Origin of the sequence: Planctellipticum variicoloris (assembly GCF_030622045.1) — a bacterium.
Classification (GTDB): Bacteria; Planctomycetota; Planctomycetia; order Planctomycetales; family Planctomycetaceae; genus Planctellipticum; species Planctellipticum variicoloris.
Genome location: NZ_CP130886.1, coordinates 3402740 through 3417173, shown reverse-complemented (window position 1 = coordinate 3417173; position 14434 = coordinate 3402740). Strand labels below are relative to the sequence as shown.

The following is a 14434-nucleotide window of genomic DNA, read 5'->3' as shown; positions in this document are numbered from 1 at the left end:
ATGGACGTTTTCTTGCTTACCACTCCGTATTTTGAGGCTGAGTCCGCCAAAATGTTGTCAGCGTCGCGTCTGTCATGCCAGTTGCGAGTCGGCCTCGTTCTACTCTCGCTGAGTCTGTCGGGGTGCCAGGGCGGAAGTTCGCTTCCACCGATTCCCGAGACGGTTCCGGTCTCCGGGGTTGTGCTGCTGGACGGGAAGCCGCTGGTGGCCGCCTCCATCCTGTTTGTTCCGAGTCAGGGGACCAAGGGCATCGAGTGCTCCGGGGTCACCGACGACGACGGACGATTTGAGTTGAAGCACCCACACGGCCCGACCGGAGCGCCGGCGGGGACTTATGGGGTTGTCGTCAGTCGGCTGGTGGACAGTCGGGGGCTGGCCATTCTGCCGAATCCTGATGTTCCCCCGGCCGACCTGGGAGCGGTGGAGTCGCTGCCGCCCCGTTACAGCAGCTTCGACCAGACCACCCTCAAGGCCGAAGTCCCTCATTCCGCCGGCGAGCTGAAGTTTGAACTGAAGAGCCGCTAAGGCGCCCGATCGTGCGCCGATCGGCGACTGAGCAGCCCGCGACGCATCGAGGTCTGCGCCGTGCCCCGGTCATTGAGCGAGCCCGAACAGCATTCTGAATGAATGGGGCTGTATCATGGTGCCGCTCGGTCAAGAAATAAGCACGTCAGCGCCAGCCAGGTCCACCCGACCACGACGCTAAACCAGATGCCGGCTACCGGTCCAGAGGCGGGAAGCAGGGCTGGAGCGGCGAACCCCGCGATAATGAAAACGCCGGAAATGAAGGACAGACCTGCCATCCAGAGATTCCTTCGACGTATCATCGCCATCGCCACGACGAAGCAGCTCACCGCCAGAGCCAGAAAGCCAAAAGCCCCGGCGGCGAAATGAATCAAACCGGGAGTGCTCACAGTCGTCGGAAACCCGTCGGGCGTGCCGACGGGGAATCCGTCCACCGGGTCTGCTGGAAACACCGCGCCGACAACCATGCCGAGACCGAAGCAACTGAGGATCCAGCCGACTGCGCGCGACTGCGGTCGCAAGACGCTGTGAAGACCTGTCGCTGCGGCGATGACAAGAAGCCCGCTCAGCGCGAGATTCGCGGTCTGCACCCAACCACCCGCGCCGTTCGCAAGGACGCTCAACGAATGCCTGGCCAGGTCGAATCCGTCGCGAACGAACGCTTGAGCCAGGCCGACAGCGAGATAGAACGGCCCCGCCGCCACGCCGCAGCGGAGTAACGAACGGGAGTTTGTCCCTGAGTTGGATTGCATCATACTTCCACCGGGTTGAGATCTTGCACTGAAGAGTGTAGTTTTATACTGATGAGTGCAACACCGCAACCCCGACCAGAGGATCCTCGCGTCGTCCGCTCGCGAACGGCCGCGATCAAGGCCGCCAGGACGTTGTTCCTGCAGAATGGCTACACGGGAACGACGATGGAGGAGGTGGCGGCGCTCGCCGGTCTCTCGAAGCGCACTCTGTACAACAACTATGCAGACAAAGGAGCGCTCTTCACGCAGATTGTCACGGACGCCTTCGCCTACGCGGATCAGTTCGCTCACGGGCTCGCGACAGAATTTGAAGGCATCACGGCCGCAAACCTGCCCGCGGCCCTTCACGGGCTGGGACGTCGGCTGGCGCTGGCGATTCTCCGTCCCGAGGTCATCGCCCTCCGACGACTGTTGATCGGAGAGTCGCGGACGTTCCCCGAATTCCCCGAGAAGTACTTCAACGCCGCTCCCGGACGAGTGCTCCTGTCGCTTGCCTCAGGCTTCGAGCGGCTTAGACATGTCAAGTTGCTGGCGGCGGCGGACTCGCGACGCGCGGCAGAACAGTTCGCGTATCTTGTGGTCGGAGCACCGCTTGATCGGGCAATTTTACTCGGAAAGATCCCTGCCAAGGAGCACATCCACGCGTGTGCGCGAGACGGGGTGGAGACGTTCTTAGCACGTTACACGATAGTGCCGCCAAAAGGCTGAGATCGCCACCCTCGCAGACAGAGGATGGCAAGTCGATGGAGAACGCACGCGTCGCTGGAGCCACACGAAACCTGAATGCTGATCCTGAGCAGGCGGTTGAAGAATAGCTTTCGGTCGCCGAGATCGTTTCGGCCGGGATGGAGATCGAAGGAGTTTGGAACGCGATGACGCGAACAGGCAAACATTGAATTGACCGGCTGCCGGAGGACGAGCCACAAGAGGCATCGATCGGCCAACACTCAATTCTGCTGGTGACGTAGGCGAAGTTGGGAATGGATTCGATCGGCGTGGACCTGCCAATTGGTCCGCATTCCGGAATTGTCGATGCTCCACTCCTCGGCCCCGGCGACTTCCGGCCAAACGTCCGGGATGCAAATTCGGATCAGCCCGTCGCGTCGCGACATCCGTTTTTCACGTTTCCTGAGTCGTCGCGTCCACTTAACGTCGCTGCGTGAGAACTTCTCTGCCCTGCGGCCGCTGTGTTTTCCCGTTGCGGCCTCTGCGAGAGATCCCCTGTTCCCGCCCCCGTCGGTTCCGCTCCGCTCCCGATTCCCCTACAATCGCCGGCATCCATTTACTCACTCCTGCCGCTGGATGCCTGATGCCTCGTCGTTTTGTGACGGACCTCAAAGACGGTGAACTGGTCGAAGAGGTCTACTTCATCGCCGACCGCCAGTTGCGGGCCAACCGCAACGCCGCCCTCTACCTCTCGGTCGATCTCCGCGACAAATCGGGCATGATCAACGGCCGGATGTGGAACGTCACCGAAGAAGGAGTCTCGGGGATTCAGGGCGGCGGATACGCCCGCATCCGCGGCAAAGTCCAGCTCTTTCAGGGGGTGCTGCAGCTCATCCTGAGCCACATCGACCCCGTCTCCGCCGACCTGATCGACCCGCTCGATTTCGAGCTGGTTTCCGCCCAGCACATCGAAGAATGGCTGCAGAAGGTCCGCCTGCACCTGCTGAGCTTCGAGAACCCGCACCTGCGGTCCCTCATGGAATGCTACCTCCTCGACGACGCCCTCGTGCAGGCGCTCTGCTCCGTCCCGGCGGGGGTGAAGGCCCACCATGCCTACGTGGGCGGGCTGCTGGAACACATGCTGACGCTGATGGAGTCGGCCCGGCGGATCTGCGAAGTCTATCCGCAGCTCGACGAAGAGCTGCTGCTGACCGGCGTGTTCCTGCACGACCTCGGAAAGACTCGCGAACTGAGCACCGAATCGGGCTTTACGTACACCGACGAAGGGCAGCTCATCGGGCACCTGGTGATCGGCGTCGAGATGCTCAACGAGAAGATCCGACGAGTCGAAGAGCTGACCGCGGAACCGTTCCCCGCGGAACTGACACTCCGTTTGAAGCACATGATTCTCAGCCATCACGGGTCGTACGAATTCGGCAGTCCGCGGCTGCCGATGACCCCCGAGGCGATGGCGCTGCACTGTATCGACCTGCTCGACGCCAAGCTGCACGAGTTCCAGCGGGCGATCGACGACGACCCGAACAGCCAGTCGGCCTGGACGCTGTTCCTGCCGCGGCTGGACCGCAAGATCTTCAAGGGCAAACGGAGCTGACGTGACGGAATACAGCCGGCAGATCCTGGACTTCTTCCGCAGCCCGGAAGGGCGCCCGCAGCGGACCAAGGAGCTGGCCCGACTGCTCCTGGTTCCCAAGAAGGAGCAGGCCGCCTTCAAGGAGGCGGTCGAGCAGCTCGTCGCGCAGGGACAACTGCAGCGGGCGTCAAACGGACTCCTCCGGCCGCGGAAGGCGGAGAATCTGCTGCAAGGGACGATCCGCCGGACGCGAACCGGCGGGGCCTATTTCACGCCGGCAGACCCGACGATCCTGGGGCCGGGGGAATCGCTGTTCATCGCGGCGTCCGATGTCGGGACGGCGTTCTCCCGCGACGAGGTGCTGGTCGAACCGATCAGCCGCCGCGGCATGGGGGGCCAGCGGTGCGGACGGGTGGTCGAAATCCTGACGCGGGCCACAAACGCTTTCGTGGGAACCTATCACGAGCGGAAGGGCCAGGGTTACGTCCTGCTGGACGGCGGCCAGATCGACGAGCCGATCGCCGTCGGCGATCCGGGGGCCAAAGGAGCGCAGCCGGACGATAAGGTCGTCATCGAGATGCTCCGCTATCCGTCCGCCGGCGAGCCGGGTGAAGGGGTGCTGACGAAGGTCCTGGGGCAGCGCGGCGAACCGGGGGTGGACCTGCTGTCGGTGATCCACCAGTTCGAGCTGCCGGACGAGTTCCCCGAAGAGGTGCTCGAAGAGGCCCGGCTGCAGGCGCAGAACTTCGACGAAGACAACCTGCAGGGCCGGCTGGATCTGACGCACGACACGATCATCACAATCGACCCGGTCGACGCCCGCGACTTCGACGACGCGATTTCGCTGGAGAAAGACGCCAAAGGACACTGGCGGCTGGGGGTCCACATCGCTGACGTCGCTCACTTTGTCCGCGAAGGGTCGGTTCTGGACCGCGAGGCGAAGCTCCGCGGAAACAGCGTCTATCTGCCAGACAAAGTGATCCCGATGCTGCCGGAGGTGATTTCCAATGCCCTCGCCAGTCTGCAGCAGGGGAAAGTGCGGTTCACCAAGAGTGCGTTCATCGAATTCGACCCGCAGGGTGTGCCGCTGCACGCCGACTTCGCCAACTCGGCGATCAAGGTCGTCAAGCGGTTCGCCTACGAGCAGGTTAAGCCGATCCTCGACGATCCCGAGGCCCATCACGCGACGGCGAGCGCCAAGGTCCGTGCGCTGCTGGCCCGGATGCACGAGCTGGCGATGATCCTGCGCCGCCGGCGGTTCGTCCGGGGCGCCCTCGAAATGGACATGCCCGAAGTCAAACTCGACTTCAACAAGCAGGGGACGGTCGCCGGGGCGCATCGGACGGTCCATGACGTCAGCCATCAGATCATCGAAGAATTCATGCTGGCAGCGAACATCGCCGTCGCGCAGGCGCTGACGAAGCAGGGCGTGCCGTCGCTCAAGCGGGTGCATGCGTCACCCGACGAGAAGAAGCTGGCCCTCCTGGCGGAGTTCGTGAAGTCGCTCGACCTGGAAATTCGGCCGCTGCCGGGACGGGGCGATCTGCAGGAATTGTTGAAGTCGGTCAAAGGGGAGCCGACGGAGTTCGCTGTCAGCTATGCGGTGCTGCGGAGCCTGAAGCGGGCCGAGTACAGTCCGCAGGACATCGGCCATTACGCGCTCGCCGAGGACGATTACTGCCACTTCACCAGCCCGATCCGCCGATACCCGGACCTGACCATTCACCGGCTGCTGAACGACGTCATCGCGAAGCGGAAGCCGCGCGGTCCGAATGAAGCCGACCTGCTGGCCCTGGGTCTGCAGTGCTCGGAGACCGAACGGCGGGCGGAGCAGGCCGAGCGCGAACTGGTCAAAATCAAGCTGCTGTCGTACCTCTCCTCGCGGATCGGTCTGGAACTGGAAGCCACGGTCACCGGCGTCGAGACGTTCGGCCTGTTCGTGATGGGAATCGAGCTGCCGGCGGAAGGGCTGGTGCACATCAGCTCCCTCCGGGACGACATGTACGACTACGACAAGAAGTCGCACACCCTGACCGGTCGGCGGCACGGGACGGTGTTCCGGTTAGGCGATCTGGTGAAGGTGCGCGTGGCGGCGGTCAACGAGCAGAAGCGGATGCTCGATTTCCGTCTGGTGGAGAAGGAAACCGGAATCGGTTCGAAGAAGCATCCGGCCGGCCGGAAAAGTCACCCTCCCGAGGCAAAAGCAAAGCCCAAACGACGTCCGAACACCGGTCCGACGAAGAAAGGGCGGAAGCGACGCTGATCCGCAGATTTCACCGCTTTCGAGCTTCGAAGTTCGTATTTGTTTCGAATTTCCTGCTTCGAGTTTCGGATTTTCGCTGGTGCTTACGAAACGGAGATCAACCGGTTGAAAACTCTTCTCCGGTGTGGTTGGCAGTTGACGCGGGCATCTCTATAATTCCGATGTCAAGGCAAAACTGCAGGCTCCGTCAAGACGACGGGGCCTTGAAACCCAGACTGGCTGACAGCCGCGGAGACGTGTCGTCAATGGGGACCGCGACCGCTGAGCCGAAAGGCTCGCTGCTCGAAAAGCTCAATCTTTTGTGGGCGCATCGTCTCATCACGTCGTCGATCGGACGCAAGTTCGTGATGGGCGTGACCGGGCTGCTCCTGTGCGGCTTCCTGGTGGGGCACCTCGCCGGAAACCTGCTCCTCTTCTCGGGGCAGCACGAGTTCGACAAGTACGCGGCGTGGATTCACAACAACGAACTGACGCCGCTGGCCGAAGCGGGCCTGCTGGTGCTGTTCCTGGCCCACATTTACCTGGCGTTCGTCACGACGCTGGAAAACCGCGAGGCCCGCAAGATCGCCTACGCCAGGAAGGAATCGAAGATTCCCGAGCGGAGCCTGGCGTTTCCGCCGAGCAACTGGATGTTCCTGTCGGGCTCAATTGTGCTGCTGTTCGTGCTGCTGCACCTCGCCGACTTGCGGATGGGCGTCCGCCCGGACATCGCCTATCCGCAATGGAACGAAGAAGCCCCGCCGATGTACGTGATGACGGTTCGAGTGCTGAGCAATCCGGTGAGCCGGGTGATTTACATTCTGGGGACGGTGTTCCTGGGCTTCCATCTGTCGCACGGATTTTCCAGCGCGTTTCAGTCGCTGGGACTGTCGCATCCGAAGTATACGCCCCTGATCAAAGCGATCGGGATCCTGTTTGCGGTGGTGATCGGCGCCGGGTTCGCCGCGTTGCCGGTGCTGGTGCCGGAGCTGGCGCCGCGCGAGAAGGTGGTTGCGCCGGCGGAACCGCATCCGTAGCCGCTTGTTCCGTCGCAACGGGCGTCTGAAGCATTGGACGCAGCTCGTCGCGAATGCCTGGTGCCAGTCGACAGAAACGGTGAGTTGAGAGGACTGCAAACGTCATGGCGACTCTACTCGAAGCCGGGACCGGTGTCCTCGATGGACGCTGTCCGACGGGGGACATCGCGAACCGCTGGGAAACGCACAAGCGCGAGCTGAAACTGGTCAGCCCGAACAACAAGCGCCGGCACACGGTCATCGTCGTGGGAACGGGGCTGGCGGGCGGTTCCGCCGCCGCGTCGCTGGCGGAACTCGGCTACAACGTCCTCTCGTTCTGCGTGCAGGACACTCCCCGCCGGGCGCACAGCATCGCCGCCCAGGGGGGGATCAACGCCGCCAAGAACTACCAGAACGACGGCGACAGCGCGTGGCGGCTGTTCTACGATACGGTCAAAGGGGGCGAGTGGCGGGCTCGCGAGTCGAACGTCTATCGCCTGGCCCAGCTCAGCACCCAGATCATCGACCAGTGCGTCGGCCAGGGAGTCCCCTTCGCCCGCGAATACGGCGGCACGCTGGCCAACCGCTCGTTCGGCGGAGCGCTCGTCTCCCGGACCTTCTACTGCCGCGGCCAGACCGGGCAGCAGCTCCTGCTGGGCGCGTATCAGTCGATGATGCGGCAGGTCAACGCCGGCAAAGTCAAAGTCTTCCCGCGACGCGAGATGCTCGATCTGGTGGTCATCGACGGCAACGCCCGCGGGATCATCGTCCGCAACCTGGTGACGGGGCAGTTTGAGTCGTACGTCGGCGACGCAGTCGTGCTGGCGACCGGCGGATACGGCAACGTCTACTACCTGTCGACGAACGCCAAGAGCTGCAACGTGACCGCGGCGTGGCGGTGTCACAAGCGGGGGGCGTACTTCGCCAACCCCTGTTACACGCAGATTCATCCGACCTGCATCCCCGTCAGCGGCGACCATCAGTCCAAACTGACGCTGATGAGCGAAAGCCTCCGCAACGACGGCCGCGTCTGGGTGCCGACGAAGGCCGGCGACACGCGGTCGCCCGACCAGATTCCTGAGGACGAACGGGACTACTACCTCGAACGCCGCTACCCCGCCTACGGCAACCTGGCCCCGCGCGATATTTCGTCGCGGGCTGCCAAGGAACGTTGCGACGCCGGCTTCGGCGTGGGGGAATCGAAGCAGTCCGTGTACCTGGATTTCGCGGCCGCGATCAAGCGGGACGGCGAAGCGGTGATCCGCGCCAAATACGGCAACCTGTTCCACATGTACGACAAGATCACCGGCGAAAACCCGTACAAGGTGCCGATGCGGATCTATCCCGCAGTGCACTACACGATGGGAGGTCTGTGGGTCGACTACAACCTGCAGAGCAACGTCCCCGGTCTCTACGTGCTGGGGGAAGCCAACTTCTCCGATCATGGAGCGAACCGGCTGGGTGCCAGCGCCCTGATGCAGGGACTCGCCGACGGCTACTTCGTCATTCCCTACACGATCGGCGATCACCTGGCGAGCAAGAAGCTGGCCAAGGTCTCGAACGATCATCCGGCCATGAAAGAGGCGATGGTCGAGAGCCGGGCGCGGACCGAGCGGCTGGTGAAGCCGAACGGCACCCGGACGGTCGAGCAGTTCCATCGGGCGCTCGGCAAGATCATGTGGGACCATGTCGGCATGGCCCGCACGGCCCAGAGCCTGACCGAAGCCATCGAATTGATCCGCCAGCTCCGCGAAGAGTTCTGGCAGGATGTGAAGGTGCTGGGGACCGGCGACGCGTTCAACCAGAATCTGGAGCATGCCGGCCGCGTCGCCGACTTCCTGGAGTTCGGCGAGCTGCTGGCGCTCGACGCGCTCAACCGCGATGAATCGTGCGGCGGCCATTTCCGCGAAGAGCACCAGACGGACGAAGGCGAGTGTCAGCGAGACGACGCCAACTTCTGCTACGTGGCCGCCTGGGGCTTCAACGGCGTCGGCAACCGGCCGACGCTGAACAAGGAGCCGCTGGAATTCCACGACTGCCCGCTCGGAACGAGGAGCTACAAGTAATGATCGCTTCCGCCAAGCAGAACCTGAATCTGACGCTGAAGGTCTGGCGACAAGCGAACCCGTCCGCCCCGGGCCGGTTTGAGACCTACGAGCTGAAAGGGATTTCCCCCGACGTCTCCTTCCTGGAGATGCTCGATATCCTCAATCAGCAGCTCATCATGCAGGGCGAAGAAGCCGTCGCGTTTGATCACGACTGCCGCGAGGGGATCTGCGGCACGTGCGGCGTCATGATCAACGGCCAGGCTCACGGTCCCGAGAACGAGACCACCACCTGCCAGCTCCACATGCGCAAATTCAAGACCGGCGACACGATCGTCATCGAACCCTGGCGGGCGCGGGCCTTTCCCGTGGTCCGGGATCTGGTCGTCGACCGCACTGCCTTTGATCGAGTGATCCAGGCGGGCGGCTACGTGTCGATCAACGCCGGGAATGCGCCGGACGCGAACTCGGTGCCGATCCCGAAGACGATGCAGGATAAGGCGATGGACGCCGCGGCCTGCATCGGCTGCGGCGCCTGCGTCGCCGCCTGCAAGAATGCCTCGGCGATGCTGTTCGTTTCGGCGAAGGTCTCGCACCTGGCCCATCTGCCGCAGGGGCAGCCGGAGCGGCCGCAGCGCGTGATGGCGATGGTTTCGAAAATGGACCAGGAAGGTTTCGGAGGCTGCACGAACACGGGCGAATGCGAAGCCGCCTGTCCGGCCGGCGTCAAGCTCTCGAACATCGCGCTGCTGAACCGCGAATACATCAAGGCCATGCTGACCGCCGACGAAACCGCGTCGAGCGACGAATAGCTGCGGAGCGGAAAGCTCAAAGCGGAGAGCAGAAAGCCAGACGGGAGAGGACGTTCCTCCTGCTGGCTTTTCGCACTTCCGCCAGCGACGATACACTGAATTTATCGTGCCAGATTGGAAAGCGACGTCCTTTCTCTGGCCTTCCGCTTTCCGCCCTCCGCTTTAAGCCCCCACCATGCCTGACTCATTGCGCCGAACTCCGCTGACCGACTGGCACGCTGCGCATGGCGGGCGCATGGTCGAATTCGGCGGCTGGAAGATGCCAGTCCAGTACACGGGGATCGTCGAAGAACACACGGCGGTCCGGACGGCCGCGGGGCTGTTCGACATCTCGCATATGGGCCGGCTGATCTTCCAGGGACCCGGAGCGGGCGAATTTCTGAACCAACTGGTCACGAGCCGCGTCGACAACCTGGCGGTCGGTCAGATCCGCTATGGCCTGGTCTGCAACGAGCAGGGGGGCATTCTCGACGACGTCCTGGTTTACCGGCTCGATGACGCGTGGGGACTGGTGGTCAACGCCAGCAACCGGGAGAAGATCCTGGACTGGATCGCGCCGAAGCTGGCCGCCCTGCACGTGCGGATGATCGACACGACGACTGAGAGCGCCATGCTGGCGCTGCAGGGGCCGCGGGCACTGGAAATTCTGCAGAGACTGACGACGGCCGCAGTCGGGGACCTGAAGTATTACCGCGGGATGCCCGCAGAAGTCGGCGGATTGGACGCCTATGTCAGCCGGACCGGATACACGGGCGAAGACGGCTTCGAGCTGGTCGTGACGGAAGGAGCCGTCGAGCTCTGGAACAAGCTGCTGGAAGCGGGCAAAGATTGCGGGCTGATTCCCTGCGGTCTGGGGGCGCGGGACACGCTCCGGCTGGAAGCGGCGATGCCGCTGTACGGGCACGAGCTGAGCGAGTCCATCGATCCGCTGACAGCCGGCCTGGATTTCGCCGTCAAACTCGACAAGGGGCCGTTCGTCGGGCGGGAGGCGTTGATCGCCATCCGGGACCGGCAGGACCGGCCGGTTCGCGTGGGGCTGGAGCTGGAAGGCCGGCGGATCGCCCGCGAGCACACGCCGATCCTCATCGACGGCCAGTCGGCCGGGCAGGTCACCTCGGGAACGTTCTCGCCGACGCTGCAGAAGGCAATTGCGATGGGCTACGTCCCGGCGGCGGCGGCGGCGGTCGGCACGTCCGTTACGGTCGATATTCGCGGCAAACACGAACCGGCCCGAGTCGTCGGGCTGCCGTTCTACCAGCGGCAGTCACGCTGAACGGGCCGGCGGGCCGATCACAGAAAACGCGTCACGGACGGGCCGGTTCAGGACCAGGAAAGCAGTCATGGCAGAACGCGAATACAGTCGGTACGCCCAGAAGGCCATCAAGCGGTTCTACGACAACCGCGACCAGATCGACGAGCAGCGGCTCAGCGAACTGGTGACGAATCTGTACCTCGCCGAGGGCGAGAAGAAGTCGAAGAAACTCTGGGAATCGGCCGGCGAACTGATGGAACGGCTGAACGTGCCGCCGTCGCGGATCGAGCACATTTTGACGAAGCGCGACCCGGCGATCCTGGCGGAGGTGGTCCAGGACATCCAGAAGGGTCTGATCCGCCCGGCGCCGAAGCCGAAACCCGGGGATGCGCCGGCGGCCGAGAAGTAAGAAGTTGTTACCGCGGAGACGCAGAGGACGCGGAGAAGAGGAAGACAGAGAAGGCAAGAAAGTAGTCGGAAAGAGAGAGAGTGTGTGTGTGTGTGTGTGTTATCTCGTTCCCAGGCTCCGCCTGGGAACGCCCTCTTCCGAGGCTCCGCCTCGTCGTCTTCTTCGCCCGAATTCGCAAGTGTCGCAGCTCTGTCTTCCCCCCGCCGCTCCCAAGCAAAACTCGCGATCTCTCCGCAGAGGCGACCGGATCGCCATGCGCTCCGGCCTATTCCTTGACGACGTAGCCGTGTAACTCGGAGACGAACGGTCGACACCAATAGGGCAGCGGCTTGCGTGGGATTCCCTGTTCCTTCCAGCAATCCTGCCAGGATTTCAGTTGTTCGACGCAGAGGCTTCCCGTTTCATAGACCTGCAGGGTCCACGCTTGGCCGTGAAGCGAGTCTTGGTCTTTCCAGTGGTTGGGAATGGCATTCTGGCCATCCTTCGTAGTGAGGTGCATCACTGCGATGTTGAAGTCGATCTCCTTCGCCAGTTTCTTCTGATTCACGTGCGATACGAGGAATCGCAAGGAGTCGTCTTTGACGGGTTCCACCTTTGAGGGCGAGAACCACCGGCCAGTGACCGTCGTGATCGTTCCCAGTGGCTCGCCCAGTCGGCCAATGAGCTGGACTTTGTCGTCGATGTCTTCGACGCTGACGCTCACGGGCGGCGACTTGCCGTCGGCCGGCAGGTTTGGGCTTGCTGCTGCCACGACCAGCAGGAACGCGATTGCCAGGGCGGTTGCGGTGAGGCGGCGGCTGGTCATGGCTCTGCCTTTCGTGAACTGAACATCGCGCATCTGGCGGCCGGGATGCAGCCTGCTTTTCATCGGAAAAGGAATACAGTGCAAAGTGAAAACTGAAAAATGTAAAGTGCAAAAGGCCGCGCAGGGCCGGTTTGGGCGCAGTGTTGGCGCGGCCTGCCGGGAGAAGTATGCACGGGGGGAACACTGCCAAAGCACGGAGAGAAGACGGGGAAGGCATGACCGCAAATTTGACGAGGTGACACGAATCTGAAGACGAGGCGGAGCCTCGGAAGAGGGTGTTCCCAGGCAGAGCCTGGGCTGCGCGAAATCCGTCGTTTTCAGGGGCAATTGGCCTCGGCGAATCGTCGCGTTTTTGTTCCACTGGGCTTTTTGTTCAAGGAGGAACGTCATGACCTGCGAAACCAGCGAAACAGCCGTCGCCCGGTATTCGTCGCCGGCGGGCAAGTTGGTGCGGTTCTTCGAGCGGAGTCGCAATCGGTGGAAGGCGAAGTCCGGCCAGTGGAAGCGAACCTGCAAGCTCCTGCAGAACCAGACCCGCGCCGTCGAGAAGAGCCGCGCGATGTGGCGCACGCGGGCCGCCGCGGCCGAACGCCGCGCGGCGGACCTGGAACGTGAGATCGCCGCCTTAAAATCCGGGCGCTGACCGGGTCGCCGACGCAGCCCCTGGCCCCCTCCCGGACGCCGTCCGACCGGCCCATCATGCGTATTCGGCAGCGGCCATCGGCCTGACGTTGCAGTTCTGTCTGGCCGGAGCGGTCAGCTTTCGCGGCTGCCGGGCGGTGGTCGAACTGCTGCGGGACAGCCTGCCCCAGTTCCGGGGGGCTCCTGCGGCCAATACTGCGGAAGCGTGGCTGCTGCGGCTGGGACTGCACGAGTTGCGGCGGCCCAAGGAATTCGCCGCCGACTGGGTGTTCCTCGTCGACCACACGCTGCAACTGGGGTCGCGGAAGTGTCTGGTCATCGCGGGGCTGCGATTGTCGGCGTGGAAAGCGCTGACGGCGCCGCTGACGCACCAGGATCTGACGCTGCTGGCGCTGCAGCCGGTCGAAAAATCCAGCGGCGAGATCGTCCAGCGGCAGCTCGCGGCTGCGGCCGGGCTGGTCGGCGTGCCGGCCGCCATCCTCAGCGACGAGGGTTCGGATCTTCTCGGCGGCGCTCAGCGTTTCCGCGAACAGCACCCGACGACGCAGGTGCTGCACGACATCGCCCACAAGACGGCGATCGTGCTCAAGCACGAACTGCTCGCCGATCCGCGGTGGATCGCGTTCGTCAAACACTGCGGGCAGACGCAGCCACGGGTGAAGCAGACGGAACTCGGACACCTTGCTCCCCCCACGCAGAAAGTCAAAGGGCGTTACTTGAACTTGGGGCCGCTGATCGGCTGGGGCGCCCGCATGCTGCGGCTGATCGACACGCCCGCGGCCGAACGTCCCGCGGGTCTCGACCTGACGCGGCTCGAGGAGAAGTTCGGCTGGATCCGCGACTTCCGGGAGGCGCTCGTGGACTGGAACGACTTGCAGGCGGTCAAGGACCACATGCTGGAGTTCCTGCGCGTGGCGGGCTACCACGCCGCCGCCGGCGAGACGCTGCGCCGGCAACTGGAGACGGTGGCCCGAACGCCTGCCGGTGAGCGTGCGGCGGCGCGGCTGGTGGAGTTCGTGAGCGAGCAGTCGAGCGGCGTGCTCCCCGGACAGAGTCTGCCGGCCAGCAGCGAAGTGCTGGAATCGCTGATCGGCAAGGGCAAGCGTTTGCAGGGCCAGCACAGCCGCGGCGGCTTTACGAAACTGATTCTGGGGATGGCCGCGTCGGTCGTGCGGATCAGCGAGGAAAAGATCTGCGAAGCCCTGAACGCCGTGCGGCATCGCGACCTGCTCGCGTGGATCGACGACCACTTAGGCAAGTCGCTGACAGCCCAGCGCCGCCAGGCCCTCCCCGTCCTTCCAGGAACAAAAGCCGGATCAACCGGGACCGCCAACAATTGACGATTTCGCGCAGCCCAGGCAGAGCCTGGGAACAAGACAATCTCTCTCTCCCTTCGGCATTTCTCAATCCATCGTCTTCTCCGTCTTTCTCTTCTCCGCGTCCTCCGCGTCTCTGCGGTGAATCCTCTTCTCCTCACTCTTACTGCTTAGGCGGCAGGGCGTCGCGGACGACGGCTCCGTGTTCTTCGCTCAGGATGAGAATCGAGAACTTCGCCGCTGCATCCAGGTCGTTCGTATTCAGCGAGGCGTAGTCGAACCGGCCGCGGAGGTCGGTGTAGCCGTCCTTGTAGAACTTCACCTCACCCCCCGCCGTCTCTGCGGTGAATCCTCTTCTCCT

14 protein-coding genes are annotated in these 14434 nt (G+C 63.5%); 11 read left to right on the top strand and 3 right to left on the bottom strand.

Annotated features, from left to right (window positions below):
- The first annotated feature begins 51 nt into the window (after positions 1-51).
- On the top strand, positions 52-525 hold the full coding sequence (locus tag SH412_RS13145) for a peptidase associated/transthyretin-like domain-containing protein (protein WP_336523975.1): 474 nt from the start codon (positions 52-54) through the stop codon (positions 523-525).
- Positions 526-638: 113 nt separating this feature from the next.
- Here SH412_RS13145 and SH412_RS13140 read toward each other — a convergent pair whose 3' ends face one another.
- Positions 639-1280, bottom strand: coding sequence for a DUF998 domain-containing protein (locus tag SH412_RS13140; RefSeq protein WP_336523974.1), 642 nt, complete (start codon positions 1278-1280; stop codon positions 639-641).
- A 48-nt stretch (positions 1281-1328) separates the two neighbouring features.
- Here SH412_RS13140 and SH412_RS13135 point away from each other — a divergent pair, with 48 nt between their 5' ends.
- From SH412_RS13135 to SH412_RS13100, 8 genes are all read left to right on the top strand, one after another.
- Positions 1329-1985 carry a TetR/AcrR family transcriptional regulator gene (locus tag SH412_RS13135; protein ID WP_336523973.1) on the top strand — a complete coding sequence of 219 codons (657 nt, stop codon included), beginning with the start codon at positions 1329-1331 and terminating at the stop codon, positions 1983-1985.
- A gap of 601 nt (positions 1986-2586) precedes the next feature.
- The gene (locus SH412_RS13130) at positions 2587-3555 is read left to right on the top strand and encodes a 3'-5' exoribonuclease YhaM family protein (protein ID WP_336523972.1); all 969 of its coding nucleotides are present in this window, start codon (positions 2587-2589) and stop codon (positions 3553-3555) included.
- Between the two features lies 1 nt (position 3556).
- A complete protein-coding gene (gene rnr, locus SH412_RS13125) occupies positions 3557-5797 on the top strand; it encodes a ribonuclease R (RefSeq protein WP_336523971.1) in 2241 nt (746 codons plus the stop codon).
- A 245-nt stretch (positions 5798-6042) separates the two neighbouring features.
- Positions 6043-6813 carry a succinate dehydrogenase cytochrome b subunit gene (locus tag SH412_RS13120; RefSeq protein WP_336523970.1) on the top strand — a complete coding sequence of 257 codons (771 nt, stop codon included), beginning with the start codon at positions 6043-6045 and terminating at the stop codon, positions 6811-6813.
- 104 nt (positions 6814-6917) lie between these two features.
- Positions 6918-8858 carry a fumarate reductase/succinate dehydrogenase flavoprotein subunit gene (locus SH412_RS13115; RefSeq protein WP_336523969.1) on the top strand — a complete coding sequence of 647 codons (1941 nt, stop codon included), beginning with the start codon at positions 6918-6920 and terminating at the stop codon, positions 8856-8858.
- On the top strand, positions 8858-9649 hold the full coding sequence (locus SH412_RS13110; RefSeq protein WP_336523968.1) for a succinate dehydrogenase/fumarate reductase iron-sulfur subunit: 792 nt from the start codon (positions 8858-8860) through the stop codon (positions 9647-9649). Before SH412_RS13115 ends, SH412_RS13110 begins: the two co-directional genes overlap by 1 nt.
- A 175-nt stretch (positions 9650-9824) precedes the next feature.
- Positions 9825-10922: a glycine cleavage system aminomethyltransferase GcvT gene (gcvT, locus tag SH412_RS13105; RefSeq protein WP_336523967.1), complete on the top strand. Its 1098-nt coding sequence runs from the start codon at positions 9825-9827 to the stop codon at positions 10920-10922.
- Between the two features lie 67 nt (positions 10923-10989).
- The gene (locus tag SH412_RS13100) at positions 10990-11310 is read left to right on the top strand and encodes a hypothetical protein (RefSeq protein ID WP_336523966.1); all 321 of its coding nucleotides are present in this window, start codon (positions 10990-10992) and stop codon (positions 11308-11310) included.
- A 265-nt stretch (positions 11311-11575) separates the two neighbouring features.
- On the opposite strand, the gene SH412_RS13095 is transcribed toward SH412_RS13100, so the two are convergent.
- Entirely contained in the window at positions 11576-12115 is a 540-nt protein-coding gene (locus tag SH412_RS13095; protein ID WP_336523965.1) for a hypothetical protein, read from the bottom strand.
- Between the two features lie 388 nt (positions 12116-12503).
- Between SH412_RS13095 and SH412_RS13090 the strand changes: the two genes are divergently transcribed.
- A complete protein-coding gene (locus SH412_RS13090; RefSeq protein ID WP_336518717.1) occupies positions 12504-12758 on the top strand; it encodes a hypothetical protein in 255 nt (84 codons plus the stop codon).
- A gap of 88 nt (positions 12759-12846) precedes the next feature.
- The gene (locus tag SH412_RS13085; protein ID WP_336518718.1) at positions 12847-14097 is read left to right on the top strand and encodes a hypothetical protein; all 1251 of its coding nucleotides are present in this window, start codon (positions 12847-12849) and stop codon (positions 14095-14097) included.
- Between the two features lie 139 nt (positions 14098-14236).
- Here SH412_RS13085 and SH412_RS13080 read toward each other — a convergent pair whose 3' ends face one another.
- Positions 14237-14395, bottom strand: a complete 159-nt coding sequence (locus tag SH412_RS13080; RefSeq protein WP_336523964.1) for a hypothetical protein — start codon at positions 14393-14395, stop codon at positions 14237-14239.
- Positions 14396-14434: the final 39 nt, after the last annotated feature.

Excerpts from the sequence above, each read along its gene's own strand:
- SH412_RS13145 (WP_336523975.1), top strand. The coding sequence starts at position 52 with ATGTTGTCAGCGTCGCGTCTGTCATGCCAGTTGCGAGTCGGCCTCGTT.
- SH412_RS13140 (WP_336523974.1), bottom strand. The coding sequence starts at position 1,280 with ATGATGCAATCCAACTCAGGGACAAACTCCCGTTCGTTACTCCGCTGC.
- SH412_RS13135 (WP_336523973.1), top strand. The coding sequence starts at position 1,329 with ATGAGTGCAACACCGCAACCCCGACCAGAGGATCCTCGCGTCGTCCGC.
- SH412_RS13130 (WP_336523972.1), top strand. The coding sequence starts at position 2,587 with ATGCCTCGTCGTTTTGTGACGGACCTCAAAGACGGTGAACTGGTCGAA.
- SH412_RS13120 (WP_336523970.1), top strand. The coding sequence starts at position 6,043 with ATGGGGACCGCGACCGCTGAGCCGAAAGGCTCGCTGCTCGAAAAGCTC.
- SH412_RS13115 (WP_336523969.1), top strand. The coding sequence starts at position 6,918 with ATGGCGACTCTACTCGAAGCCGGGACCGGTGTCCTCGATGGACGCTGT.
- SH412_RS13110 (WP_336523968.1), top strand. The coding sequence starts at position 8,858 with ATGATCGCTTCCGCCAAGCAGAACCTGAATCTGACGCTGAAGGTCTGG.
- gcvT (WP_336523967.1), top strand. The coding sequence starts at position 9,825 with ATGCCTGACTCATTGCGCCGAACTCCGCTGACCGACTGGCACGCTGCG.
- SH412_RS13100 (WP_336523966.1), top strand. The coding sequence starts at position 10,990 with ATGGCAGAACGCGAATACAGTCGGTACGCCCAGAAGGCCATCAAGCGG.
- SH412_RS13095 (WP_336523965.1), bottom strand. The coding sequence starts at position 12,115 with ATGACCAGCCGCCGCCTCACCGCAACCGCCCTGGCAATCGCGTTCCTG.
- SH412_RS13090 (WP_336518717.1), top strand. The coding sequence starts at position 12,504 with ATGACCTGCGAAACCAGCGAAACAGCCGTCGCCCGGTATTCGTCGCCG.